This window comes from Vibrio scophthalmi LMG 19158 (assembly GCF_000222585.1).
Classification (GTDB): Bacteria; Pseudomonadota; Gammaproteobacteria; order Enterobacterales; family Vibrionaceae; genus Vibrio; species Vibrio scophthalmi.
The window spans coordinates 67,074-92,634 of record NZ_AFWE01000051.1 but is presented as its reverse complement, the minus strand read 5'-3'; the positions used below and the strand labels follow the sequence as shown (position 1 = coordinate 92,634).

Genomic DNA, 25,561 nt, shown 5'->3' with positions numbered 1-25,561 from the left:
TACAGATCAAATGCTTGAAGTTTCTGCTAAAATGAAATAATTCGCTATGCTCAGGGATGAGCAACGTTTTTCCTATCGTTTACCTCGATTTTCCTCCTACCTTCAAATGTGTTAATATAGCGCCCCTTTCACAGCCTCAACCTTTGCTAGGTCACAAAATGACTCTGCAATAGACGAGGAAAATTCACCGATCAGCTCAACAATATGTCGCACAACACAGACTGAATTAAACGGCTGACGACGATAAAAGCGAACACTCAATGTCGAATTTGACACAATCTGTTGCTCGTAAATCAGCAGATGAAAATTACCTTGCTTCTCATCCCCCCGAACAAAGTGATGCATCAAACACGGTAAACGCCTTCTCCAGTCCAGTACTCTGGTTAAGTGGCGGCTTTCTCGTTCTCTTCGTACTGCTTGCTGTTTTCGATACCCCTACTCTGTCCAGCGTGATTCAAGTTGGATTCTCTAAAGTGACTCAATGGTTTGGCCCATTTTGGCAAATACTTTTGCTGGCCAACTTTATTATTGGTCTCTATCTTGCCTTCGCTCGCACAGGCGACGTTAAACTCGGTAATCTTAAAACCCCAGAGCTCGACACCTTCAAATGGTTGGCGATTGTTCTTTGCACCTTACTTGCTGGCGGTGGTGTTTTTTGGGCTGCTGCTGAGCCGATTGCTCACTTTGTCTCTTCACCTCCTTTTTATGGTGAAGCAGAAGGTCGTACCCTGGCACTCAATGCCTTGTCACAGTCATTCCTGCACTGGGGATTCCTTGCTTGGGCTATTCTGGGAAGCTTAGCGGCGATTGTCCTAATGCACCTGCATTACGATAAAGGCTTGCCATTACAGCCTCGTACTTTGCTGTACCCTATTTTTGGTGATAAGGCGATCAACGGCTGGATTGGTACCCTAACGGATACTTTCTGCATTATTGCGGTTGCGGCTGGTACCATTGGACCGATTGGTTTTCTTGGTCTGCAAATTAGCTACGCACTTAACTCTCTATTTGGCGTGCAAGATACATTAATCACGCAAAGTCTGGTGGTACTGTTTGCCATCGCGATGTATACCTTATCCGCTCTTAGCGGTCTGAGCCGTGGTATTCAGCTCATCAGTCGCTATAACATTATTCTTTCCGCGGCACTGATCATCTTCATCCTGCTATTTGGCCCAACAAGCTTCATTATTGACGGCTATATGCAAGGCGTGGCGAAAATGGTCAACAACTTCGTACCTATGGCGCTCTATCGCGGCGATACTGATTGGCTTAGTTGGTGGACGGTATTTTTCTGGGGTTGGTTTATTGGTTACGGCCCAATGATGGCGATCTTTATTGCGCGAATTTCTCGTGGTCGTACTATTCGCCAATTGATTCTCTCTATCTCCATCATCGCACCGCTGATCACTTGCTTCTGGTTTAGCATTGTCGGTGGTTCAGGGCTTGCTTATGAACTGGCCGAACCAGGCGTTATATCAACGGCGTTCGAAGGATTTAACCTACCAGGTGTCCTGCTAGCAATTACCAATCAACTGCCTATGCCATCCGTCATTGCGGTGTTGTTTTTGATTCTCACCACCACCTTCATCGTCACGACCGGTGATTCAATGACTTACACCATTAGTGTGGTGGTAACAGGATCAACGCAACCAAGCGGTGCAATGCGTGCCTTTTGGGGTATTTTGATGGGGCTGGTTGCGATTGCTCTGATTTCGATGGGTTCCGGCGGTATATCGGCCTTGCAGTCATTCATTGTCATCACCGCAGTACCAGTGTCGTTTGTGTTATTGCCTTCGTTATGGCAAGCCCCACAAATTGCCAAAGCGATGGCACAACAGCAATTTGGTGAAGCTTCTTCAACGAAAGCATAACCTATGCATAAACGAACGTGCTCAATGGTGAGCACGTTCCTCTGTTCTCTATTCTCTGTAGCACGCCGCTTGCAATAATGAAAATTATCTTTGTGATTTTAAGGATTAATAAATCGTAATGATAATGTTAAGTTACGCATCGTTGGTTACGCTGCTACAAAGTCATTCTAAAGATCGCGGATACTTTATAACAGTTTGAATAAGGATGTTGCCAACATCTCCAATTAACAATGTCAAATTGTTGCCCTTTTTCGCCCATACGATTGCTTATCGTGTGGGCGCTTTTTTATCCGCACGTGGTTGATATCGTCCTGGCTTATGGTTCATCGCAACAATAAGATTGGTCATAATCGCACCTAATATTGATAAACCGATAAGCCGCCAATCAACAATAAATACCGACATCACGACGATGCTACAATCTAATGCCATCTGAACTTTACCTGCCCGAATGCCAAATCGATCCTGAAGATATAACGCCAGAATGCTGAACCCACCAAGGCTCATTCTGTGGCGAAAAATAATCAACATTCCCGTTCCAATTAGACCGCCACCGATCAATGCCGCATATAAAGGCATAATGTGTTTCAGTTCAATAACATGGTAGAGATGGTCAACCGCAAGTGATACTAGACTGACCGCAGCAAACGTATTTAAGGTAAAACGCCAACCCATGCGTGTCACAGAGAGCAAATAGAAAGGGAGATTGATAAGGAAGAAGACTTGGCCAAAACTTAAGGTGCTAACTTTGGTGATGAAGATGGCTAATCCAGCCGTTCCCCCGGTTAACAGACCTACATGATTAAAGAAGATAACACCTAAAGAAACTAAAGCACTGCCCAGTAGCAGTGCCAAAATATTTTCACGTAATGTATGTTCACTATCCAAAATTCCCGCCTAAATCACCATTGAACGTAATCACTTTACGATGGCGATTTAGAAAGGATATGTCGAATTTTGTTCACAATTTAATTACAAACACCCTGTAGTAACCGCTTTACAGGCAGAGCGTAACCTTGCTATTACAGAGGAGACTCTAGCTCTTGGGGCGCCACTATCTCAACTGGCACACCATTTTGCGCCAAGATCACCGCACGAGCTTTCGCTTCAGGCTGATCCATTGCTTGCAACCACCATGTTAGCTCTTGTGGTATGCCTAGCACGGTTTTACTACCATCGCTGCGTGTTAACGGTTCATGAGCTTCAATATAGACACTTCGGTCAGGCTCTAAGCTAATTTTAACCGGTGCATTAATGACGGTAACTTTCTCACCTAAGTCAACCTGCTCAAAAAGCCATTCAATATCTTGTGGTGACATACGAATACAACCCGCACTCACTCGCATCCCAATACCAAAATCTTTGTTGGTACCGTGAATTAAATAGTCCCCAGCGCCGTGAGCTAAACGCAGTGCATATTCACCCAACGGATTATCAGGCCCAGCGGGAACAACCGCTGGTAGAGTCACCCCTTTTGCTAAATATTCTTTACGAATCGAGTTCGGTGGTGTCCAAGTTGGATTCGGCCTTTTTTGGCTAATTTTAGTCACCATTTCTGGCGTATCACGTCCGATGCGTCCAATTCCGACCGGAAAGATGTGCACCACGTTTTGCTCAGGAACAAAATAGTACAAGCGCAACTCGGCAAGGTTAATCACCACACCTTCACGTTTCACATCCGGCAAGATCACTTGCGTTGGGATGGTCAAGACGTAGTCAACCGGCGGCAAGAAAGGATCCACGCCTTGGTTAGCCGCCATCAAAGCTAAGAAGCCGACGTCGTATTGCTTAGCAATATCAGCCATACTTTCACCTGTTTTGATTTGGTGAAATTGAGTTCGACCGACAATCTTGCTGTCTTGAGGGGGAAGCTCATAGCTCCGTGCAAAAACCGTGGAGCTGACACAGCAGCATAGTATGAGCAGCTTACGCAGCATCATTGGAAATCCTTAGCATCTTGAAAGAGCCGTAAGGTTATCTCTCTTTCGCTTTTGTGATCAACCATTGGTTTAGGATATGACAAGCTAATGACATTTTCCCACCGCCAAGGTTGGTGAATAAACTTGTTGGGTACTGCGCTTAACTCCGGGATCCAATGACGAATAAAATCACCGTCTGGATCAAACCTCTCACCTTGCGCGGTCGGATTAAAGATACGAAAATAAGGCTGAGCATCGCACCCCGTCGAAGCACTCCACTGCCACCCTCCATTGTTGGCCGCATAGTCTCCATCCACCAGCTTCTGCATAAAATACCTTTCACCATGATGCCAGTGAAGATGCAAGTCCTTAGTCAAGAAACTGGCCACGACCATTCTCAAGCGGTTGTGCATCCAGCCGGTTTGATTAAGTTGACGCATCGCGGCATCGACAATTGGATAGCCTGTCATCCCTTTTTGCCAGGCCGCTAAATGTTGTTTACTCCCGGGCCAATGCAGTTTTTCTGTCCACGTAACGAAATGGCGACCTTTACAGAGCTTTGGTTCAAAGTGTAGTAAATGTTGATAAAAATCTCGCCACACCAATTCACTGATCCAAGTGTGGATGCCTTCCCCCAAGAGGGGGCTGGTTATCTGATGAGCTTGGGCAGAGTAGAGAACCCGAGCCACACATTGTCGAACCGACAAAGCGCCAATGGCAAGATAAGGTGAAAGCATGCTTGTCGCGTTTAGCGCTGGTTTGTCACGATCGTTGTGATAGTTATCGACCCGCTCGTGGCAAAACTCACGTAACAATTGACGAATCGCTTTGCTGTTAACCACATATCGCTCACTCGATTCGCGTGGATAAGAGAAAACACTTTGCGGCGATAAAAGTGCTGGATACGACTCTTTCGGCTCCGCCTTGATATCCAATATGTTCGTCGAATCGTCTCGTACTGCGGTAGTTTTTACCACTGGCGGTAGATTTTCGGTTAAACGAGCTAAATAGGCACGTTTAAACGGGGTAAAAACTTTAAAGTACTGACCTTGTTTGTTGAGTACGGAGCCAGGAGGCAGCAAACACTTATCATCAAAACCCTGAATTTCAATCGCGCTGTGGCTGTGTAGTAAATCATCACGATCTTGTTCATTAACCTCATACTCGCGATTAAATACCACACGCTCTGCACCATAGCGCAGCGCGCAGTCACTCACTTGCTGAACAGATTGCTGATAGTTTTCAACTTCCATGTATAGCAAGGGAATATTGAGTTGTGCTAAGTCTTGCTGTAACTCAAATAGACGACGATAAATCAAATCCGCTTGAATTGGACTAAGGTGATGGTTTCGCCAACTATCGGGCGTGGCAACGTAAATCGCAATAACGGCTTGCTGCGTATTAATCGCGCTTTGCAAAGCCGTATTATCTTCAACGCGTAGATCACGGCGAAACCACATGAGTTGCATCACAACACTCCTTTATCAACAGCCATTGCCCGTTGGATGTTCGTTTAATCCGCTTTCATCAACCTAAAAAATCAATCTTACGCACTCATTAACGTAGTGACTAATGGGCTAGTGGTAAACTGACTGCCCAATACGTTAGCAAGTGCTTGTATTGGCGTGAGCTGTGCTTGAGCAGGCGCTTGTGAAGCAAACACAGCAACCATTGCATAATTCTCAAGGCCCGTATTAGATTGCAACCCACTGATATCGTCAACGCCTTCGATAAAGCTAATACTGTAACCTCGATCGACTAACTTTAACGCCCATAGCCTCATGGCTGTCGAGCCTATAGCATCATAACTAACCACCAAGCCTTTACCATTGCGAGCCGCCTTGTTTTCAGCGTCTAAAATTGACGTTAACCGTGCTAACAAAATCGATTGAAACAGACCTGATTGCAATGTTTGCTGACTTTTTTTCACCTGTGCTATCGCGGCAACGATGGGTTGAATATACCGAGTGGTAATGATCTCTAATGGATACTCTTTAAACACCAACGATAACGTCGCTTCCGCTTTATGGCGATTTAGTTGAGCAAGTGCGCTTAAGGTCGTTTCCACTTCTTCTAGCACTACATCCGCGGCGCCTGTTGGAAATTCAGGAACTTGCCCGCTATCAAGTAATACTTTTACCTTACCAATCGCAACGCCTTTTTCCAGCCACCCTTGTATGATTCGGATCTGTTCAATATGTTCATAGGTATATAAGCGATGGCCCTTCTCAGTACGCTGCGGCTGAATGATATTGTATCGACGCTGCCATGCGCGCAATGTCACCGGCTTAATCCCGGTTAACTCTGATACTTCGCGAATTGCGTACAGTTTATTTTCACAGCCCATAGCGTAAACGTAACTCCTGTGGGTAAGGGTTTAAAAATTTCTGACTTTGTAAATATTCATCAGGGAAGCGCTGCATATGATGCTTTAATAGCGTTAGCGGTGCCAGCAGAGGAAGAACACCCAGACGATAATCGTCAATCACCTGGCAAAGCTCAGCTTTCTCGTTTTTTTCTAGTGCTTTTTTGAAATAGCCCTGAATATGCATTAAAACATTAGTGTTATTTTTTCGACTGGCGCGATTTGCCATTGCTGTCATTAAACCAACACGGTAGAGCTGATAAAACTCTTCAATAGAATAATTTGCAACTTGTGCGACTAGTTTTCCCAGCTTTTTATAAGAGGCCGGATGGTGCGCCATCAATGTCAGCTTGTAACGAGAATGAAACGCCACAATTTTACCTGCACTTGGCTCCCCATCCATCGAATGATAAAAGTCGTGTAAGCAGAACACCCGAGTCACAAAGTTTTCTTTTAATATCGGATCATTAAGTCGGCCATCTTCTTCGATTGGCAACCAAGGCATACGTGTCATGAGCTCTTTGGTGTACAAACCAATACCGCTTTTTTCAGCACTATTGCTGCCATACACTTTTACTCGTTCCATGCCGCATGTCGGAGATTTAGCGCACACCACGTAGCCGCATAAATCTTCGTTTTGTAATCGTTCTATACGACGACGAGAAAATGCCAACATGCTGTCAGTGTGATCCTTGCTTGCATCTCTTGTTTCAACCAAGGCAATACGTTCTTTATCTGAAATCAGACGAATCGTCGGCCTTGGTACTGGCATACCAGATTCAACTTCAGGGCAAACGGGAACGAATCTAAAATGATTACCCAATTCCTTGGTAACAAATCGACTCGATTTATGTCCACCGTCAAAACGAACGGTTTCACCGAGTACACAGGCACTAACACCGATTTTGATTTCCTGTTCCATACCCTTTCCCTCTTTAAACAATCGCCCTTTACATCTCAAAGGTCACCAAACAAGTTATGCACACAAACTGCGTATACAAAATTATTTCACGTATAAGTATTAGCATAAAAAACAATTGTTGTACAAAAATTAAATTCGTACAGAAATGTCATACTGTCGATAAATAAATAAGGAATTGAATGACGCAATCGTTCGGCAAAACGATTGCCTTACCAGTTTCAACACAATTAGTTATCAATAGGAAAATTAATCCGATTAGCTCGACTTTTTGTGACATACTTCTCAAGGAGTCCCGCTACATCTAGCTAGTATTGCCTCAACAGATTTATTGAGGTTCAACACTTTTAGTAATTACTAGATTGAACTTTCCTAAAATATCGGAGTAACGACTATGGCAACCCCACACATTAATGCTCAACCTGGTGATTTCGCTGAAACTGTTTTGATGCCAGGCGATCCTCTTCGCGCTAAATATATTGCGGAAACTTTCCTTGATGACGTCAAACAAGTGTGTGATGTGCGAAACATGTTTGGTTACACCGGCACATACAAAGGCAAGCCTGTTTCTGTGATGGGACACGGTATGGGTATCCCATCTTGCTGCATCTACGTACACGAGTTGATCGCAGAATACGGTGTGAAAAATGTGATTCGAGTAGGCAGCTGTGGTGCGGTTCGCGATGATGTAAACCTAATGGATGTGGTTATCGGTATGGGCGCATCAACCGATTCAAAAGTAAACCGCATTCGTTTTAACAACCACGATTTCGCTGCGATCGCAGATTATGGCCTACTTGAAGAGGCGGTAAACCAAGCGCGTGCGCAAAATGTGCCAGTGAAAGTGGGCAACGTATTCTCAGCGGATCTTTTCTACACGCCTGAAGCCGATATCTTCGCAAAAATGGAAAAGCTAGGCATTCTTGGTGTTGATATGGAAGCGGCTGGTATTTACGGCGTAGCGGCGGATCTTGGTGCAAAAGCACTGACAATTCTAACGGTTTCAGACCATATCATTCGCGGAGAGAAACTGAGCGCGGAAGAACGTCAAAAATCGTTCAATGACATGATGAAAGTTGCACTCGAAACGGCAATTTCTATCTAAATTTGTTTTACAGCCAGTGCCTGACTGGCTGCTTTAATCACCCGAGGGGGGATTGTGGCATCTAGCAACTGACCCAACGAGGCATAACAACGACTGCTCACTTTATTCATTTAAGTTGAATATGTCGTTGTAGTACATCCTACTTCATTGATTACATTGGCGTGTTATAAAGTGTGAAGGATGTCATTTGCTTGATTAGGTTTGGTCGTGGATAAAGCCTTGCCCCCTTAATTTTAGGTGTTACGTGATAAAACCATCATCGCATCCACACAAAGGTTCTGAATTGCCCGAAGCTGTCACAGACGAGCATGGCAACACCTTATGTCAACTGAACTTCTGTAAAACACTGGCCTGCGATAACTTTGGATTAAGCGACGCACACCGTTATGTTGTCCAACATGCCAACCCTAAGCGCCCTGCGATGGTTTGTCGTGAATGTGGTGCCTTCCCTCCGCTACTCAACAATCAAGATGTACTTGATGAATTACACCGTTTAAGACAATTACATTGTGAAGGACTGCCCGCTTGTCGCAATAAAGATTGTGAGCATTTCGGATTATCCATCCATAGTCATAAACACCTCTACCATGCCTTTGGTTATAGCGGTGATCGTCAACGTTATCGCTGCAAAGTATGCCAATCGACTTTTGTCGACAAATGGTCCGGTGCCAACCATAAACTCAACTTTCAAGAGAACCTATTGGGGTTGCTCTTTATGGGTTATTCCGTCCGTGAAATTTGTCGTAAGCTGACTATCAACCCAAAAACCTTCTATGATCATATCGATCATATTGCCAGCCGTTGCCGCCGTAAATTGGCGATGTTCGACGCACGTTGGGTTAACCACGCTGAGCAATACGAACTCGCATCCCACTACATGCCTTTGCAGAGCAAAAGCAACAATGGTGTCTATTGGATTGCGACCGGCGAGGCACATTCTGGCTACATTCTCAGTCAGCACGTGAACTATTCGGCTCAAGAAGAACCTACTGGCAGCTGCGATCACGACCCTTTTTCTAGTCCTGCGCGTTTCGTCTCTCGAGATCATACTTCAGAGTCAAATCATCTAAATACGACTTCAGCCCGAAATCTGCGTGAGCGAATCGATCAACAATATCAGACGATTCTTGCCCGTGGTAATGTAGAAGACCCGATGGGGAACTTAACCGCTTTTCATTATCCATCGAAAGGCGCGCTAATTCGTCCACCATACACTTCGTATGCGCATTTTCTGCATGTTTTAAGTCTGTGTAACGACCAAAGAAAAGTGGCCATTTACTTGCCGCAAGACCCATTGCTGAGATCAGCGGCATTGAGTGTTAGTCTGCCACGTATTCACGCGGCAACAATCGACCTTATGTACGTCGATGAAGATGGTCAGTGGGGCAAAGAATTTCCACTCGATAAAATTGATATCGTGCATATGGGTTGGTGGCGAGATCGCTGGGCAATTGTTCATGCTGGAGACATGGCAAAAGGGATTTGCTATTTAGCGGGAAGCCACAATAAGCCAAAATATTGGCTCCGCCGAGCCTCTATTCGCCAAACCGCATTTTACCAACAACGGTTTCAACTTTTGTTTGACAGTTTTATTAATGAGCCACGTCGCAAACTGCGCCCTGGAGGACTACTTCCTGTATTGGATATATTCAGGGCATGGCATAATTTGTGCTATCAAAATAAAGATGGCATAACGGCAGCGCAGGCTTTAGGTATTAATCAGTCACCCATGACACTGCGAGAACTTCTCTCATAATTGCATTACTGTGAAGTCCGCCATTAAACCGTCGCTCGAATGGCACTTTTTCTAGCACACGAAAGGCAGCTATTTTTATAATACTAAGGTATGAATTCAGTTAGCGGTTAAGGGATTAATTCATTGGATAAGAGCCAGCATTTGCTAGAAGTTGAGCTAGGACAGCTCAAATCACGCATTGAAAGCGAACCTGAACAGGTGTTACTTGCAGCGGAGCAATGCGCGACAAGAGCAAATCAGATCCTGTTCCCTCGAGGTGTTGTCCAAAGTCTCGTTATTATCTCCCGTTGCTATTGGGCGCTTATGGATTACCGTAAAGGCCTAAAAACGATCCGCGAAGCCTACACCAGACTGAGCCAAGTCGATAACGATGACGACTTACCAGAAATACTTCACCTCCATGCTCTGCACTTTTGGGGACAAGCCAAATACTACTCAGCCCAGCAATATTGGATTCAATCCCTCGAGCAATCAGCACTAGTTGACCAAGTTGAGATACAAATTGAATCGCTTATCGGCCTTGGCAATGTATGGCGCGTATTGGGCGAGTACAAATTAGCGTTATCCACCCATGAACTATCGGTCAAAGTGGCCAATAACATGCGCATCTATTGGCTTGAAGGTAAAGCCCGTATCTTATTGGCATGGGATCACTATCTCATCGGTCATTACATTGACATGCTCTCTATTCTCGACAGCGCCGAAGAAGCTTTACAACATCATGATGACCGCACATGGCAGGCTGAAATTTGGGATTTTCGCGGTCTAGCCTTGCTCGGTTTAGAGCGAATCGATGATGCAGAAGAAGCCACTCAGAAAGCACAAAAGTTGGTTGAACAGAACAACCTAACTTGGATGAAAGCGCACGCTTACATTAGCCAAGCGCGTTTAGAGCTGATGCGTAAAGAACCTTCAGAAGCTTCCCAACTTCTTATTGCCGCAGAAAGAACAGCCAACGGCTTTGATAATGGCGAGTTGTTATCACAAATCTATTTTCAGCAATCACGCGTTGCTGAAGAGGTTGGCGATTTTGTGATTGCGCTGCAAGCCTTTAAAAAATATCGAACCCATTCTACCGAAATGTTACGCGAGCAGACAGTACGTGAAGGCAGCGACAAGGCTCGCGCGTCGAAACGAACGCTTGAACAACGCGCTAAAAAATTAATTAAACGTATTCGTGCCCAGCATGAATACGACCCTGATAAACATATGAGTCAAATGGTCTCAGAGACGTTTTGGTGGGAACAGATGATGCTGTTTAAAACTGAGTTGAAACGCGCCAATCATGTGGCCATCATTATTCATCATCCAAACAACAAGTGCTTAGACATCTGTGCTGAGCTGGCTCACTCTTTCTGTAACCATCAAGATCTGCTTTCACGTTTAAGTACCGACAAACTCGGTCTACTCTTGGCCGAAAAAGGCGATGATGCGCATCGTATTTTCCAAGTATTGACGCAAATGTTCGAAATGTATCCGTGGAAACGTCGTGGTATCAAGCAGGGTATGCCACAACTCTCCTTTTACGACATCCTGACCTTTCCGTTCACACTAGAACAGTTAGAGCAAGAGCCGGTGGTAACAGAATTATGATGGAAGCATTGTTAAACAAAATTTCAGATGCTGGTTTAGATGCGTCTTCCGTGACGGGTGAGGAAGCGCTCGTTTTCTGGAATCACATTCGTCAACATGTCGCGACCACACCACAAGAAAAAGCACAATCTTATGTGATCAGCGCTGAATTTCGTACTTCACTAAAACAGTTCCAAGAAGGTATTGATGAGCTGCGTGCCGGGTTAGATTTGCTCTGTTTGCCACAAGATGCCCAGTTGATCCTTGAAGTGCGGGGCTATTTAGCCGATCGCTTAGTTGATCATGGTGATTTTAACGCTGCCCTTAACGAATACATCGCTTCGTCAACCATTGCCGTCGAAAATGGCTTTATCGACTCATACGTGAAAGCCGTATTGGGCATGGGTAACTTATGTGATGCTTATGGCGATCACGCCCGCGCCCTGCGTTATTATCAAAAAATAGACAGTCTCGACCATGCCATCAGCAGTCGTTCTTTACGTCTACGCTATAAGCTCTATATGTTGGCCTGTTACATTGATCTTAAACGTATCAATGCCGCCAAGGAACTCATCAAAGAGTGTGAAGAACTAAGTATCCTTGTGAGTGATAAAGTACTCGCAGGGCAAATTTTGCTTTATCAAGCTCGTTTACTCAGACAACAAGCCCTCCTTGATGATGCGATGCGCTGCCTCGGCCACGTGCAATACGCTGCCGGCAATATCAATTCCAATTGGTTGTCGAATATGATGCGCATGGAGCTAGGCTATTGCCTTAACGATGCAGGAAAGATCCATCTAGCCAATTGGATCTTGGAGCGTGCCCACTCCCGAATTCAAAAAGAAGGTTCACCTATTTTGAATTTAAGACTGTGTGATGCACTCGCCTCTGTGTGTGAGAAACAGCACAACTTTAAGCGTGCATTGGAATATCAGCATCGTGCGTATCGCATCGAAAACGATCTAATGAAAAAGATCCCCATTTGTGAACTCGGTGCCAGTCAATTACGTCGCCTTGCGCGCTTTGAGTTACAGCTCAAGTTGATCCTTTCGGAGTTGGAAAATCGCGAATTAAAAGAGACTACAGAACACCAAAAACATGCCGTAGCGCAATTGCAACAAGATGTCTTCACCGATCCGTTGACCGGTCTCCACAACCGACGCTGGTTGGATGCAAAACTAAAAGACCTGTTACTACATGACACTCCTTTTGCTCTGTTAGTGGTTGATATTGACCATTTTAAATCCATTAATGATGAGTTAAGCCATTTGGTCGGCGATAAGGCCATCGTTAGCGTTTCATCGGAACTTTCTGCTTACTTTAAATTTCGCGGTGCCTCTTGTGTACGATTTGGTGGTGAGGAGTTTTTGATTATTCTTGAGCGCCACACGCTAGAGCAAGCCACTATGCATGCCGAGAACTACCGCGAACGTATTTTCCAGTTTGGTTGGGGTGACATATTAGGTGAACGGGGTTTAACCGTAAGTATCGGGATTACCTTACATCGTGAAGGCGAGAATACCCAACGCACCTTCTATCGTGCAGACAAAGCGCTCTATCGAGCCAAAGCCAATGGCCGCAACCAAGTGTGCTATGAATAAAACCGCAGAAGTTATAAAATTTCAACAAAATACCGTTAGTTGTATAATTTAATTGTTACACTTAAAGCGTGTGATTATACAAGGACGGTATTATGTTTCTCGATTACTTCGCTCTGGGTTTACTCGTTTTCGTGGCCCTCGTTCTGTTTTATGGCATTATCGCCATTCATGATATTCCCTATGAAATCGCCAAAAGTCGCGAACATCCTCATCAAGATGCCATTCACTATGCTGGCTGGGTTAGCCTATTCACCTTACATGTACTTTGGCCTTTCCTATGGATTTGGGCCACGCTATGGCGTAAAGAACGCGGTTGGGGTTTTCATAAACTCGAAGAAGAACAGCACGATCTCCACCATCGTCTTGAGCACTTAATTGATCAAGTCGAAGCTCTACAACATGAAATGACGACGCTGAAAGAAACCCAATCAAAACAGTTAAACACCCCCCAGCAATCCGTCGAACAGCCAACCAGTGTCGAACAACCAACGAATAAAGAGGAGCAGTAAACATGGATCTATTACTGATACTCACTTATGCCGCTCTCTGTATTGCTGTTTTCAAAGTATTTCGCATCCCACTCAATAAGTGGACAGTCCCTACCGCCGTGCTCGGTGGTGTCGTACTGATCGGCACCTTAATTCTCTTGATGAACTTTAACCACCCTTACACTCAAATTGGTAACCAGGTGTTTTCAACCACACCAATAGTGTCTGGTGTTCGAGGCCGAGTAATTGAAGTTCCCGTCGAAGCTAACCAGCCACTTAAAGAAGGGGATGTGCTATTTAAGATCGATCCCGTTCCTTATATGGCTGAAGTCGACAAACTCAAAGCTCAAGTCAAAGAAGCCAGTCAAGGCGCTTTGGGGCTAGAGGCTACCGTACAAGAGAAAGAAGCCGCATTAACCAAAGCGATTGCTGAACGTGATAAAGCACAACGTGAATTCAATCGTTATCAACGTGGGTACGATAAAGGCGCATTCACCGCGCAACAACTCGATACGCGTCGTCAAGCCTTTAAAGCGGCTCAAGCAACGGTGGAAGTTGCATCGACCAATATCGACAAAGCCGAGATTGCGTTGAACTCTGAAATCGGCGGAGAAAACACCACCGTAGCCCGTTTACTCGCCGATCTACGTAAAGCTGAATTTAACCTTGAGCAAACCACCGTCTATGCCCCAACCGATGGCTTTGCCACTCAACTAGCACTACGTCCGGGAGTGATGGCGGTCCCCCTGCCGCTGGCACCTGTGATGACTTTTGTCCATAGCGAAGAGCTGGTTTACACCGCAGCCTTTCGCCAAAACTCTCTTCAGCGCTTAAAACCAGGCTTTGAAGCTGAATTTATTTTTAGAGCTTTGCCAGGAAAAGTATTTAAGGGGGAAATCATTGATATCTTGCCTGCCATCGGCGAAAGCCAATTTCAAGCACGCGGCACCTTGGTTGGCACAGACGCTCTGAGAACCAATGGTCGAGTGCTGGTCACACTCAAGGTGAATGATGATTTAACGCCTTACGCGCTGCCAATGGGCACCGCGGTTGAAGTGGCGGTCTACTCTGATAGCTTTAGTCACGTATCCATCATGCGTAAGGTGTTGATTCGCATGAAGAGCTGGCAAAACTATCTCTACCTTGACCACTAACTTAAGACGCATTACATCGATGTTCACCAAATCGACGCTCTCTAATACAAAGAGCAATGAAAGCTATCTTTAAAGTCGTTCTATAAAAGCATAAATACTGAGGCTCCAATCGGGGCCTCGGCAACCCATCATTCAACGTCTTTTTCGGCTAGTTCTCCGCGGCTATATCCCCGCCACAATCACAGCGCAGTATAAACATTCACCACTCCAATAAAGCCAAATAGACAAACCACTAAATTTATTTGCTGTACATCACACTTTACGACCATCACTTTCGCATCTAGACGTCTAGATAGTTAGCTTTCCATCGCTCACAATGTTCTGTATAATCCGCTCCCCTACGCGTCCATGAGTAAAAATCGAATCAATATTCGCTCATTTGGATCACTTATTTTATTTCGCTAGAACACAGGTTAACTATGAATCTTTCTGCCAAAACCGTCGTGGTTATTGCAATCGGCGCTGCACTTTATGGTATCGGCGGCCTGCCTATGTTTGGTATCCCAGTTTTTGCTAATACCACCCTAAAACCAGCCATGGCTGTACTGGCTCTATTCTCAGTACTGTTTGGTCCACTGGTTGGCTTTTTAGTTGGCTTTATTGGCCACTGGGTTACCGATCTCTTTGCAGGTTGGGGCGTGTGGTTAACATGGGTTCTAGGTTCTGGCATTGTTGGTCTCACCATGGGTTTTTACTCAAGTATGACCAAAAACAATCTTGAAAAAGGCATCTTCAACAAAACCGATTTTGCCCTGTTTGTGTTATTAGCTTTTGTTGGCAACGTGGTGGGCTATGGTACTTCTGCGTTTCTCGATACCATCTTGTATGCCGAACCGTTCACCAAAGTCTTTACCCAGTTAACTATTATCGCGGCAGGCAACTCACTGTTGATCGCAATTGTTGGTTTCTTCATTCTTAAAAACGTCGCCAAACGCAACGCGATGAGCCGCAATTTAACTGAGGCCTAATCGGCAATGACCATTGAATTTTCTAACTTCTCTTTTAGATATCAGTCGCTGGATAAACCGACACTAAAAAATATCAATCTAAGGATAGAGCAAGGAGAGAAAATCGTCATCATCGGTCCAAGCGGTAGCGGTAAATCTACCCTTGGTCAGTGCTTAAACGGCCTTATTCCTCACGCGATTTCAGGTGAGATTTCCGGTCACTTAACCATTAATGGTCAAGTGACTTCGGCGCTGGATCTGCACGCTTTTACCGAACAAGTTGGTACCGTACTACAAGATACTGATAGCCAGTTTGTTGGCCTAAGCATTGGTGAAGATATTGCCTTTGCTCTGGAAAACCAGTGCATGTCGAATATTGAGATGTACCCACTGGTAAAAGCAACGGCAAAAATGGTTGATCTTGCAGACATGCTCGAGCGTTCACCACACGACTTATCAGGTGGTCAAAAGCAGCGAGTATCACTGGCTGGCATCCTTGTGGATGATGTCGACATTCTTTTGTTTGATGAACCGCTGGCTGCACTCGATCCAAAAACAGGCCGCAGAACCATCGAAATCATCGATGAGCTGCACCAAAAAACCAACAAAACGATTGTGATGATTGAACACCGTCTTGAGGATGTTCTGCATCGCAATGTTGATCGTGTTATTTTGATGGAACAAGGTGAAATTGTTGCAGACATGACGCCAGATGCACTGTTGGCTTCAGATTTGTTAGCGCAACACGGTATCCGTGAGCCTCTCTATCTTTCTGCTCTCAAGGCCGCTCATTGCCCTCTTGCTAACACTGATAAGCTCTCTTCGCTCGACAATATCGGCGTTGAACAGTACCAGTCAGCCTTTACGCAATGGCAAATCGATACCCCTCTTGCCTCTAGCGCTGAAGTTGCGCCTGCTCTACTGCAAATTCGCGACCTGACTTACTCTTATGATGGTGAGAAGAACGCCCTCGAAAACGTGTCATTTGACGTGAAACGTGGTGAGTTTGTTTCGATCTTAGGCAAAAACGGTTCAGGTAAGTCAACCATCACTAAGTTGATCATGGGCGTTGTTGAACCCGATGCTGGCAATATCGACTTTGATGGTCAAGACATTGCTAACCTCAACATTTTTGAGCGCAGTCAGAAGATCGGTGTGGTGATGCAAAACCCAAATCATATGATCTCTCATCATATGATCTTCGATGAAGTTGCCTTCGGTCTACGTAATAAAGGGCTTGAAGAGAGCGTTATCGAGCGAAAAGTCGAAGACGTACTCGCGTTATGTGGCTTGACGAAATATCGCCATTGGCCAATTGAAGCACTAAGTTATGGCCAGAAGAAACGCGTGACCATCGCCTCGATTTTGGTGATGGAACCACAACTGTTGATTTTGGACGAACCAACAGCAGGGCAAGACTACCGCAACTACACGTCAATGCTGAGCTTTGTGCAAAAACTCAACCGTGAAATGGGCATTACTGTGGTGATTATTTCTCATGATATGCACCTGGTTTTGGAGTACTCAACTCGTTCGATTGTGATTGCCGATAGTCTGTTGATCGCCGACCAGCCTATGACACAAGTATTCAGTCAACCAGACTTGCTTGAGCAAGCCAACCTGACGACCACCAGCTTGTACGACTTAGCCGAACGATTGAATATCGACGACAAAATTCGCTTTATGCAAACCTTTATTGAACGTGAGAAACCGGCAGCATGAATGCTTCAAAAATGAAATTTGGTATCAGCTATGTTGATACAAAATCCCCTTTGCATGCACTGAACGGAATCACTAAGTTTGCTCTTTTTATGGCGTGGGTAACCGTGGTATTAACTACGTTTGACTTACGTCTAATCAGTGTATTGATTATTGCTGGTTTTAGCCTGCTAAAAATGACTCGCGTGCCTCTATCAGTCTACAAACCATTGTTGATTGGTACGGCAAGTGTATTGATGATGAACGCGCTATTTATGTTCTTGTTGGCTCCACAACAAGGTACGGAATACATGGGCTCAACCACCGTATTATTGCCACTTGGTCATTACTCGGTAACGCAAGAAACCTTGTTTTATCTGCTGACGGTAACACTAAAATACTTCAGCATGTTCCCAATCGCATTGGTGTTTGTTTTTACCACGCACCCAACAGAATTTGCGGCGAGCTTGAATCGTATTGGTGTACCTTACAAAATCGCCTACGCGGTAAGTTTAACCTTGCGTTATTTGCCAGAAGTAAAAAAAGACTTCGTCAATATCATGCATGCCCAACAAGCCCGTGGCCTTGATTTGTCCAAGAACACACCACTATTCTTACGTCTGCAAAACGTCTCGAAAATCCTTGGACCATTGATTTTCTCGAGTTTAGATCGTGCTGACCAAATCTCAAACGCGATGACATTGCGTGGTTTTGGCCGTCATAATCGTCGTACTTGGTACAGTAGCAGAGCATTGAACAGCATTGATAAATGGACGTTGTTCGGAATTGTCATTGTGGTTGCGGCAGCGATTACCAAACGCATGATGGATAGCCAATTATTTTGGTATCCGTTCTAAGTAAAAAAATAGGCGCCTTGTAGGCGCCTATTTTGATTCCAGTATCCATTTACTTGTCAGCAATAGCGATAACGTTTAGCGCCACTTCAACACACGAACTTCGTTGCCCTCTTCTGGCTTAGCCGGGATATTAAGCGACAGTAGCAAAGACACACCAGCGATCGCAGCGCCAATAAAGAACACCGCTGAAGGTGATACCAACCAAATGAGACCAAACGTCACCGGAATCACCACTGCAGCAATATGGTTAATCGTGAATGACACCCCTGCCGTCGAGGCCATGTCAGCCGGATCGGCAATCTTTTGCAAGTAGGTTTTAATCGCCAGCGCTAAAGCAAAGAAGAGATGATCCACAATATACAACGCCGCCGCCCATTCCGCCGTTTCAACAAAGGCATAACCAACAAACACCCCAATCAAGCCAATGTATTCAAACATCAACGCTTTGCGCTCACCGACTCGACCAATAAAACGACCGATTTTCTTTGCAAATAAGAAGTTAAAGAAGTAATTAGCCACAAAGAGTAACGTGATGTCGGCCGCTGAATAGCCAAAACGCTCAACCATCAAAAAGCCGGCAAATACGGTAAAGATCTGACGACGAGCACCACTCATGAAGGTTAAAGCATAGTAGAGCCAATAACGCTTGCGCAGCACCAATTTCTTATTCTGTACCACTTTGGTTTCAAACTGAGGAAAAGCAAACGCAACCACAACCACCAAAGCAAAGCCAATCCCGCCGAAAATCAAATAGATCCACTTAAATTCAAGCTGGAATACTTCCAAGCAAACCCATAATGCCGCGTAAGTAAGTAGAGAGGCGAGTGCACCAACAGAAATGTATTTACCCAGCGTCTCAGGCGCTTCCTCTTTTGTCAGCCACTGCAGTGCGAGTGACTGCTTTAAGGTTTCAAAATAGTGAAAGCCGGTAGACAGCAGTAAGGTGGTGAGTAGCAAACCTGTTACTGACGGGAAAAAACCTGTCATCGCGCTGCCAATGGCAAGCATCGCTAATGACACAATCATAAATCGTTGCTCGCGAATAAACATCAGCACAAAAATCACCGTAAAAGCCAAAAAGCCTGGTATTTCGCGCACACTTTGCAGTAATCCAATATCAGCACCATCAAAATTCGCTTTTTCAATAACAAAGTTATTCAACAAAGCCATCCAACTTGAAAAGGCAATTGGAACGATAATAGAGATGATTAGTAAAAAGTTTTGTGGGGTTTTCCACCCAGAAGATTGATTCATCAAACGGTTCCTTATAAAACGCCTCGCAAGATTACCGAGGGAACCCTTCACACTCAATCATATTTACTTTTTATACAGAACCATAAATATGTTATACCAAAGCATGAACCGATAAGCGGATGAGAAAGATATGGATATTAAGATTCGCCCAACCCTAGTGTCAGATGCTGCAGCTATAGCTGAGCTCTATTCACAACCCAAGGCGCAAAGTGAGACATTACAACTCCCTTTACCCAGCAGCGCGCTGTGGCAACAGCGTTTAGAAAACATTCCTGACCACATCTATAGCTTCGTTGCCGAAGTCGAGGGAGTGGTCGTAGGTAATATCGGATTCGAACATCTGCGTAGCCCTCGCCTGATTCATTGCGGAACATTTGGCCTTGGTGTTCACGACAACTACCATGGTTTAGGTATTGCCAGTCGTTTAATCGAAACCGTTCTTGATCTCGCCGATAATTGGCTGCAAATCAAACGTATCCAGATTGATGTGAATAGTGACAATCAGACCGCCATCGCTTGCTATAAAAAATTTGGTTTTGAGATCGAAGGGGAAGCGAAGTGCTCGGTATTTCGTCGCGGCGAATATATTAGCACCTATTATATGGCGAGAATAAAAGCCTAATCTTCATCCTCAGCTCACCAACACCAATACGGTCTCGATAGTCAAATTTTGACTCGTTATCGATACCGTATTAGCCTTGTATCGAATAATTCACGCAACCCTTTAGCGGCCTTCATTGCGGCTTGGATTCAAGTAAAAAGAGTGACCGATAAGTCACCACAGCATGCTGCTGCTACACTCCCATGATGCGAATCGGTCTTCGCGGCTATCGCTTTAATGACCAATTTACCATACTCTAGCCTCTAAAAGAGAGAGTGGAATCAAAGTCAAAGTGAAGGTGACAACATCATCATTGTGCCTAAACGGCATGAAAGAGAACAAATCTCACTCAACAGAATCTTGAAAATGCTGTTCTTCTTGGTCAAGTGTGACTACGTGCATATAATTGACGTCAAAAATGATAACTAGCTCATACTTATAACCTATATTGATGTTTGAACTCGAAGCAAACCCTCAATAGAATTTACTGCGTATTCCCAATAGGCAAATAAGTTGAACTTAACCGTGTCTATACACAAGTAACGTCAAACAATAGGATTCAGAGTGAGATCAGCACGCTCAATTCAAAATAAATACGCTAACGGGATAATGGTGGTGGAATGAATACTCAGTCACAGACAACCACTGCAGCTAAAGCTCAGCCAAACAAGATGAACTCACGCGCCGCAACCGTTGTTAATAGCGTCGATGCCCTCCCGATGATCGATCATGGCCGTGAACTCAGCATTGGTATCGTCACGCCTGTCGGTACCAGTTTTCGAATCAAAAGTAACTTTATTGGCACTCACTCTAGCCATATGATTTTGGTCGAATTACCTAAACTGTCAGATGAAAACATCAACGACTTCTTCCAAGAAGGATTTTGGGCCACATTACGTGCTATTGCACCGCGTGGAGAAGGGGCGGTATTTAGCTTCCGTAGCCAAATTTTGCACATCATTAAAGCGCCAATCGCGATGGTTGCGATGTCGATTCCACAAACCGTGCAGTCCACACCGCTGCGTAACGAACCTCGTTATGAAGTCAATTTACGTGCTAAAGCTCACAGCACCAATCATCGTATCGAGTGTGTGATGCGAGACTTATCGAAAAGTGGCTGCTTATATATTACCCCTTCCCTTACACGCCCGTTCGCATCAGGGGAAAAAGTTGAACTATTGATATCAATGCCAGGGAAATCGACTTCATTTGATTCACTCAGCGGCACGATTTGTAACGTCAAGCAATCTTCACAGAAAAGAAGCTACGGTGTTAAGTTTGATGATCGTGGTAAGGAAAATGCGAAAACTTTACTGGCACATCTCAAGTTCGATGGTAATCGCCTCTCTCTGCGTTAACCTCAGCCAATATCCAATCTTATTTTTAGGGCGATTTTGCGCCCTATTTTCATACTTTTTTGACACCTTTATCGGTATACTTTCGCCATCTCAACCTGATTACTGTATTGAATGAACTACTTAACGACGTTTTTTAAAGGTCTCGCCATGGGCGCGGCCGATGTTGTACCTGGCGTATCTGGCGGTACTATCGCGTTTATCACCGGCATCTATGATACGCTTTTAGAAAGTATTCGCCGTATCAACCCTACTGTACTTGGCATTTGGAAACGAGAAGGCTTTAAGGCCGCGTTCAGTCATATTAATGGCCTATTCTTGATCGCGCTATTTGGTGGGGTTTTCACCAGCATTGCGACCTTGGCTAAACTTATCTCTTGGTTATTGGTCACTCATCCTATTCCACTTTGGTCATTCTTTTTCGGCCTCATTTTGGTGTCGGTGTATCACATCCTCAAACAAGTGGAACAACGCACCATGAGCCGCGCCATATTCCTGCTGCTGGGGGTAGCTTTTGCATACTGCATTACCATACTAAATCCACTGCAAATGGAACCGACCAGCATCAACATCGTCTTTGCTGGCGCCATCGCGATCTGTGCCATGATCCTTCCGGGTATCTCGGGCAGCTTTATTCTGCTACTTATCGGCATGTACGCTCCGGTTTTAGGTGCGGTAAAATCATTTGATTTCACTATCCTGTCGCTCTTTCTAACTGGTTGTGTGGTTGGCCTACTGAGCTTCTCTCATGTTCTATCATGGTTACTAAAACGCTTTAGAGATGCCACCTTAGTTTTCCTAACGGGTTTGATGATCGGCACGTTGCCAAAGATCTGGCCATGGAAAGAGACCATCTCATGGCGCACCAACTCAAAAGGGGAAGAAGTGCCATTGATTCAACACAACTTAACCCCATTTGAATTTGAGAACGTGATGAATCAACCGGCCCACTTAGGTATGGCTGTGGTGATGATGATTGCGGCAATCGCCCTTGTGATTGGTTTAGAAAAATTTGCAGAGCGCTCGCAACACTAAGCGCGTAAGCATCAATTTCCATCGAATTAGGCCAGCATTGCTGGCCTTTTTATTGCCCCACTTCAGCCGTATCGAACTCTGACCGTTATTTCTCTGACTAAATCGACGCCTGCCACATAAACGCACGATCATGAGCCGCTCTCTAGTTACATTTCTGCTGGCAAAACGATAACATACAACACTTAACACAGCGCGCAGCCCTATCGTCATAATATCTTTTTCTTGCCGCGCTTTAGGATGATGTATGTTCAAGAAATTTGAGAGCTTCACAAAGCCATTTCCCGATCAAGAGCCAGAACAGCCACCACAAGGCATTTTTGCTTTTTGTCGTTACTATACGCGCGGATTTGAAGTGCCATTGGTCATCATGTCAATCATGGCCACCATTGTTGCGATCGTCGAAGTCGCCCTGTTTGGCGCGATGGGTAACTTGGTTGACTGGCTGTCCAACAGTAATCCTGAAACTTTCTGGCAAGACAACCAGGCTGACTTGATCTTTTATGGTGCTCTGCTATTGGTCGTGATGCCTATCATGGTCGTCGGCTACTCATTACTTGTGCACCAAACATTGCTCGGCAACTATCCAATGTCGATCCGCTGGCTGGCGCATCGCTACTTACTCAAGCAAAGTGTCAATTTCTATCAAGATGACTTTGCCGGTCGTGTTGCGACAAAAGTGATGCAAACCTCACTTGCGGTGCGTGAAACCGTGATGAAAAGTATGGATGTTTTTGTCTATGTGTCGGTCTACTTCACCAGCATGATCGTTCTGCTCGCGCAAGCTGACTGGCGCTTAGCCATTCCAATGCTATTTTGGCTTGTCGCTTATATCTGCATCCAGATCTATTTCGTGCCAAAACTAAAACAAGTCGCAACTGAACAAGCTGACGCACGTTCATTGATGACGGGCCGCATCGTCGATAGCTATACCAATATCTCTACCGTTAAACTGTTCTCACATAGCCACCGTGAAACAGAATATGCCGAAGAAGGCATGCAAGGTTTTCTACAAACCGTTTACCGTCAAATGCGCCTTGTCACGGGCTTTGACGTTGCGGTAGAAGTGACCAACTACATCCTGGTTTTTTCTATTGCCACGCTATCGATCGTATTGTGGATGGACAGTGCGATCAGTATTGGAGCGATTGCTATCGCCATCAGTTTAGCTCTACGCATCAACGGTATGTCAATGTGGATCATGTGGGAAGTGGGTGCTCTATTTGAAAATATGGGCACCGTTGTTGATGGCATGAAAACCTTATCAAAACCGATCGATATCGAAGACAAAACCGATGCAAAACCGCTTAACGTCACACAAGGTGGTATCGAATTTAACGATGTCAGCTTCCACTATGGTGACAAAAACAAAGGGGTGATCAGCAACATGAATTTGACGATCAAACCGGGCGAAAAAGTGGGCTTAGTTGGCCGTTCTGGTGCGGGTAAGTCAACCTTAGTGAACTTACTGCTGCGCTTTCATGATGTGGAACAAGGCCAAATCAAAATTGATGGTCAGGTGATCTCAGATGTCACTCAAGAATCTCTGCGCAGTAATATCGGTATGGTGACACAAGACACATCACTGTTGCATCGTTCAATCCGCGACAACATCTTGTATGGCAAACCTGATGCCAGTGACGAAGAGTTACTAAAAGCGACAAAGCAGGCACACGCACACGACTTTATCCAAACGCTTAACGACCCATTTGGCAATGAGGGCTACGATGCTCAAGTTGGTGAGCGTGGCGTGAAACTGTCAGGTGGACAACGTCAACGTGTGGCAATTTCACGTGTGCTACTGAAAGACGCACCGCTGCTTGTGTTAGACGAAGCCACCTCAGCACTCGATTCTGAAGTAGAAGCGGCGATCCAAGAAAGCTTGTATGAGTTGATGGAGGGCAAAACCGTTATCGCGATTGCGCACCGCTTATCCACCATCGCTGCGATGGATCGCCTGATTGTTCTTGACCAAGGCCAAATCGTAGAACAAGGCTCGCACCAAGAATTGCTGCAGAACAATGGTATTTATGCACAACTTTGGGCACACCAGACAGGCGGTTTCCTTGGCGAAAAAGATCAAGACCAAGCTCAGCAAGACTAAACAATAGAAGCTAAGTGCTAAGTGATAGAACCTAAGCAATAGAAGCTAAGTAATAAGAAACCAAGCACGGTTGTGAGCGCTTGAGCCCCCTCAACCCGCTTGGTATCGCCAACTTGCGAAAGATAATAAGTCCGGAATAAAAAGATCAAAAGCCCTCTGTTGAGGGCTTTTTGCTAACCTTCGACTCCGTTATACTCATCACACTTTTTTAAACCACGAGTCTTCCGTTAATGAACAAAAGTTTACTCACGAATGTCATTGCCCTTGCGCTACTTGCCGGTGGTCATGTTTTTGCTAATCAACTGGCCTTTTATGCTGGCCTATTTGCTTTCTCTGGGGCAATTACCAACTGGTTAGCCATTCATATGTTGTTTGAAAAAGTACCCGGTTTGTATGGTTCAGGTGTTATTCCTGCGCGCTTTGAAGAGTTTAAACTGGCTATCAAGCAACTGATGATGGAGCAGTTTTTCACCGCCAGCAACATTGACAAGTTTCTAAACCAAGAAATGAATAGCAGCAAAACGCTCAACCTTGAGCCTGTCATTGCAAAAATCGACCTCAACCCTACCTTTGATTCACTCGTAGAGGTCATTGCACAATCTTCTTTTGGCGGCATGCTGGCGATGTTTGGCGGAACGGAAGCTCTACAACCGTTAAAACAGCCGTTTGTTGAAAAGATGCAGCAATCAATGGTGGAAATTAGCCAAAGTGATTCGGTTAAGCTCGCACTAAAAGAGCAGATGGAGTCTCCAGCGATGATGGAGGAAATCAAAACCAATATTGAAAACATCATCGATCAGCGTTTAAACGAACTGACGCCTAAATTGGTCAAAGAGATGGTGCAAAAGATGATTAAAGAACATCTTGGCTGGTTAGTTGTTTGGGGTGGCGTGTTCGGTGGCCTAATTGGGGTTGTTTCTTCTTTTGTCGCTTAACTAGCACCACAAACGCCACTCTGACGGT

General features: G+C 45.0%; 21 protein-coding genes. 15 read left to right on the top strand and 6 right to left on the bottom strand.

Annotated elements, in window-relative coordinates; genetic code table 11:
- The first annotated feature begins 260 nt into the window (after window positions 1-260).
- Window positions 261-1,871: a BCCT family transporter gene (locus tag RH88_RS03445; RefSeq protein ID WP_005593474.1), complete on the top strand. Its 1,611-nt coding sequence runs from the start codon at window positions 261-263 to the stop codon at window positions 1,869-1,871.
- A 267-nt stretch (window positions 1,872-2,138) separates the two neighbouring features.
- Here RH88_RS03445 and RH88_RS03440 read toward each other — a convergent pair whose 3' ends face one another.
- The 5 genes from RH88_RS03440 to RH88_RS03420 all read right to left on the bottom strand — a co-directional run bounded on the left by RH88_RS03440 (window position 2,139) and on the right by RH88_RS03420 (window position 7,077).
- The gene (locus tag RH88_RS03440) at window positions 2,139-2,759 is read right to left on the bottom strand and encodes a DUF6198 family protein (RefSeq protein WP_005593473.1); all 621 of its coding nucleotides are present in this window, start codon (window positions 2,757-2,759) and stop codon (window positions 2,139-2,141) included.
- A 134-nt stretch (window positions 2,760-2,893) separates the two neighbouring features.
- Window positions 2,894-3,808, bottom strand: coding sequence for a L,D-transpeptidase family protein (locus tag RH88_RS03435; protein WP_005593472.1), 915 nt, complete (start codon window positions 3,806-3,808; stop codon window positions 2,894-2,896).
- Window positions 3,808-5,259, bottom strand: coding sequence for a deoxyribodipyrimidine photo-lyase (phrB, locus tag RH88_RS03430; RefSeq protein ID WP_005593471.1), 1,452 nt, complete (start codon window positions 5,257-5,259; stop codon window positions 3,808-3,810). The genes RH88_RS03435 and phrB overlap by 1 nt, the downstream gene beginning before the upstream one ends.
- Window positions 5,260-5,336: 77 nt before the next feature.
- Window positions 5,337-6,137, bottom strand: a complete 801-nt coding sequence (locus RH88_RS03425) for a MerR family transcriptional regulator (RefSeq protein ID WP_005593470.1) — start codon at window positions 6,135-6,137, stop codon at window positions 5,337-5,339.
- Window positions 6,127-7,077 (bottom strand): YbgA family protein, encoded by a 951-nt coding sequence (locus RH88_RS03420; protein WP_005593469.1) that lies wholly within the window; start codon window positions 7,075-7,077, stop codon window positions 6,127-6,129. Before RH88_RS03420 ends, RH88_RS03425 begins: the two co-directional genes overlap by 11 nt.
- 391 nt (window positions 7,078-7,468) lie before the next feature.
- Here RH88_RS03420 and deoD point away from each other — a divergent pair, with 391 nt between their 5' ends.
- The 9 genes from deoD to RH88_RS03375 all read left to right on the top strand — a co-directional run bounded on the left by deoD (window position 7,469) and on the right by RH88_RS03375 (window position 18,252).
- A complete protein-coding gene (deoD, locus tag RH88_RS03415; protein ID WP_005593468.1) occupies window positions 7,469-8,179 on the top strand; it encodes a purine-nucleoside phosphorylase in 711 nt (236 codons plus the stop codon).
- A 283-nt stretch (window positions 8,180-8,462) separates the two neighbouring features.
- Window positions 8,463-9,935 carry a lactate dehydrogenase gene (locus RH88_RS03410; RefSeq protein WP_040757825.1) on the top strand — a complete coding sequence of 491 codons (1,473 nt, stop codon included), beginning with the start codon at window positions 8,463-8,465 and terminating at the stop codon, window positions 9,933-9,935.
- Between the two features lie 123 nt (window positions 9,936-10,058).
- Window positions 10,059-11,528, top strand: coding sequence for a tetratricopeptide repeat protein (locus RH88_RS03405; RefSeq protein WP_005593466.1), 1,470 nt, complete (start codon window positions 10,059-10,061; stop codon window positions 11,526-11,528).
- On the top strand, window positions 11,528-13,108 hold the full coding sequence (locus RH88_RS03400) for a GGDEF domain-containing protein (RefSeq protein ID WP_005593465.1): 1,581 nt from the start codon (window positions 11,528-11,530) through the stop codon (window positions 13,106-13,108). The genes RH88_RS03405 and RH88_RS03400 overlap by 1 nt, the downstream gene beginning before the upstream one ends.
- Before the next feature lie 92 nt (window positions 13,109-13,200).
- Window positions 13,201-13,617: a DUF3302 domain-containing protein gene (locus RH88_RS03395; RefSeq protein ID WP_005593464.1), complete on the top strand. Its 417-nt coding sequence runs from the start codon at window positions 13,201-13,203 to the stop codon at window positions 13,615-13,617.
- A 2-nt stretch (window positions 13,618-13,619) separates the two neighbouring features.
- A complete protein-coding gene (locus tag RH88_RS03390) occupies window positions 13,620-14,750 on the top strand; it encodes an HlyD family secretion protein (protein WP_005593463.1) in 1,131 nt (376 codons plus the stop codon).
- A 419-nt stretch (window positions 14,751-15,169) separates the two neighbouring features.
- A complete protein-coding gene (locus tag RH88_RS03385) occupies window positions 15,170-15,718 on the top strand; it encodes an ECF-type riboflavin transporter substrate-binding protein (protein WP_005593462.1) in 549 nt (182 codons plus the stop codon).
- 6 nt (window positions 15,719-15,724) lie between these two features.
- Entirely contained in the window at window positions 15,725-17,419 is a 1,695-nt protein-coding gene (locus tag RH88_RS03380) for an ABC transporter ATP-binding protein (protein WP_005593461.1), read from the top strand.
- The gene (locus RH88_RS03375) at window positions 17,416-18,252 is read left to right on the top strand and encodes an energy-coupling factor transporter transmembrane component T family protein (RefSeq protein WP_005593460.1); all 837 of its coding nucleotides are present in this window, start codon (window positions 17,416-17,418) and stop codon (window positions 18,250-18,252) included. The genes RH88_RS03380 and RH88_RS03375 overlap by 4 nt, the downstream gene beginning before the upstream one ends.
- A 75-nt stretch (window positions 18,253-18,327) precedes the next feature.
- Here RH88_RS03375 and RH88_RS03370 read toward each other — a convergent pair whose 3' ends face one another.
- A complete protein-coding gene (locus tag RH88_RS03370) occupies window positions 18,328-19,506 on the bottom strand; it encodes an MFS transporter (protein WP_005593459.1) in 1,179 nt (392 codons plus the stop codon).
- Window positions 19,507-19,636: 130 nt separating this feature from the next.
- Between RH88_RS03370 and RH88_RS03365 the strand changes: the two genes are divergently transcribed.
- The 5 genes from RH88_RS03365 (at window position 19,637) to RH88_RS03345 (ending at window position 25,533) form a co-directional block, all read left to right on the top strand.
- Window positions 19,637-20,128, top strand: a complete 492-nt coding sequence (locus RH88_RS03365; RefSeq protein WP_005593458.1) for a GNAT family N-acetyltransferase — start codon at window positions 19,637-19,639, stop codon at window positions 20,126-20,128.
- Window positions 20,129-20,727: 599 nt separating this feature from the next.
- The gene (locus RH88_RS03360) at window positions 20,728-21,465 is read left to right on the top strand and encodes a PilZ domain-containing protein (RefSeq protein ID WP_005593457.1); all 738 of its coding nucleotides are present in this window, start codon (window positions 20,728-20,730) and stop codon (window positions 21,463-21,465) included.
- Window positions 21,466-21,576: 111 nt separating this feature from the next.
- The gene (locus tag RH88_RS03355; protein WP_040757819.1) at window positions 21,577-22,497 is read left to right on the top strand and encodes a polyprenyl-phosphate transporter; all 921 of its coding nucleotides are present in this window, start codon (window positions 21,577-21,579) and stop codon (window positions 22,495-22,497) included.
- 244 nt (window positions 22,498-22,741) lie between these two features.
- Window positions 22,742-24,598, top strand: coding sequence for an ABC transporter ATP-binding protein (locus RH88_RS03350; RefSeq protein WP_005593454.1), 1,857 nt, complete (start codon window positions 22,742-22,744; stop codon window positions 24,596-24,598).
- Between the two features lie 230 nt (window positions 24,599-24,828).
- On the top strand, window positions 24,829-25,533 hold the full coding sequence (locus RH88_RS03345) for a DUF445 domain-containing protein (RefSeq protein WP_005593453.1): 705 nt from the start codon (window positions 24,829-24,831) through the stop codon (window positions 25,531-25,533).
- Window positions 25,534-25,561 lie beyond the last annotated feature (28 nt).

Excerpts from the sequence above, each read along its gene's own strand:
- RH88_RS03445 (WP_005593474.1), top strand. The coding sequence starts at position 261 with ATGTCGAATTTGACACAATCTGTTGCTCGTAAATCAGCAGATGAAAAT.
- RH88_RS03435 (WP_005593472.1), bottom strand. The coding sequence starts at position 3,808 with ATGCTGCGTAAGCTGCTCATACTATGCTGCTGTGTCAGCTCCACGGTT.
- phrB (WP_005593471.1), bottom strand. The coding sequence starts at position 5,259 with ATGCAACTCATGTGGTTTCGCCGTGATCTACGCGTTGAAGATAATACG.
- RH88_RS03425 (WP_005593470.1), bottom strand. The coding sequence starts at position 6,137 with ATGGGCTGTGAAAATAAACTGTACGCAATTCGCGAAGTATCAGAGTTA.
- RH88_RS03420 (WP_005593469.1), bottom strand. The coding sequence starts at position 7,077 with ATGGAACAGGAAATCAAAATCGGTGTTAGTGCCTGTGTACTCGGTGAA.
- deoD (WP_005593468.1), top strand. The coding sequence starts at position 7,469 with ATGGCAACCCCACACATTAATGCTCAACCTGGTGATTTCGCTGAAACT.
- RH88_RS03400 (WP_005593465.1), top strand. The coding sequence starts at position 11,528 with ATGGAAGCATTGTTAAACAAAATTTCAGATGCTGGTTTAGATGCGTCT.
- RH88_RS03395 (WP_005593464.1), top strand. The coding sequence starts at position 13,201 with ATGTTTCTCGATTACTTCGCTCTGGGTTTACTCGTTTTCGTGGCCCTC.
- RH88_RS03390 (WP_005593463.1), top strand. The coding sequence starts at position 13,620 with ATGGATCTATTACTGATACTCACTTATGCCGCTCTCTGTATTGCTGTT.
- RH88_RS03385 (WP_005593462.1), top strand. The coding sequence starts at position 15,170 with ATGAATCTTTCTGCCAAAACCGTCGTGGTTATTGCAATCGGCGCTGCA.
- RH88_RS03380 (WP_005593461.1), top strand. The coding sequence starts at position 15,725 with ATGACCATTGAATTTTCTAACTTCTCTTTTAGATATCAGTCGCTGGAT.
- RH88_RS03375 (WP_005593460.1), top strand. The coding sequence starts at position 17,416 with ATGAATGCTTCAAAAATGAAATTTGGTATCAGCTATGTTGATACAAAA.
- RH88_RS03370 (WP_005593459.1), bottom strand. The coding sequence starts at position 19,506 with ATGAATCAATCTTCTGGGTGGAAAACCCCACAAAACTTTTTACTAATC.
- RH88_RS03365 (WP_005593458.1), top strand. The coding sequence starts at position 19,637 with ATGGATATTAAGATTCGCCCAACCCTAGTGTCAGATGCTGCAGCTATA.
- RH88_RS03360 (WP_005593457.1), top strand. The coding sequence starts at position 20,728 with ATGAATACTCAGTCACAGACAACCACTGCAGCTAAAGCTCAGCCAAAC.
- RH88_RS03355 (WP_040757819.1), top strand. The coding sequence starts at position 21,577 with ATGAACTACTTAACGACGTTTTTTAAAGGTCTCGCCATGGGCGCGGCC.
- RH88_RS03350 (WP_005593454.1), top strand. The coding sequence starts at position 22,742 with ATGTTCAAGAAATTTGAGAGCTTCACAAAGCCATTTCCCGATCAAGAG.
- RH88_RS03345 (WP_005593453.1), top strand. The coding sequence starts at position 24,829 with ATGAACAAAAGTTTACTCACGAATGTCATTGCCCTTGCGCTACTTGCC.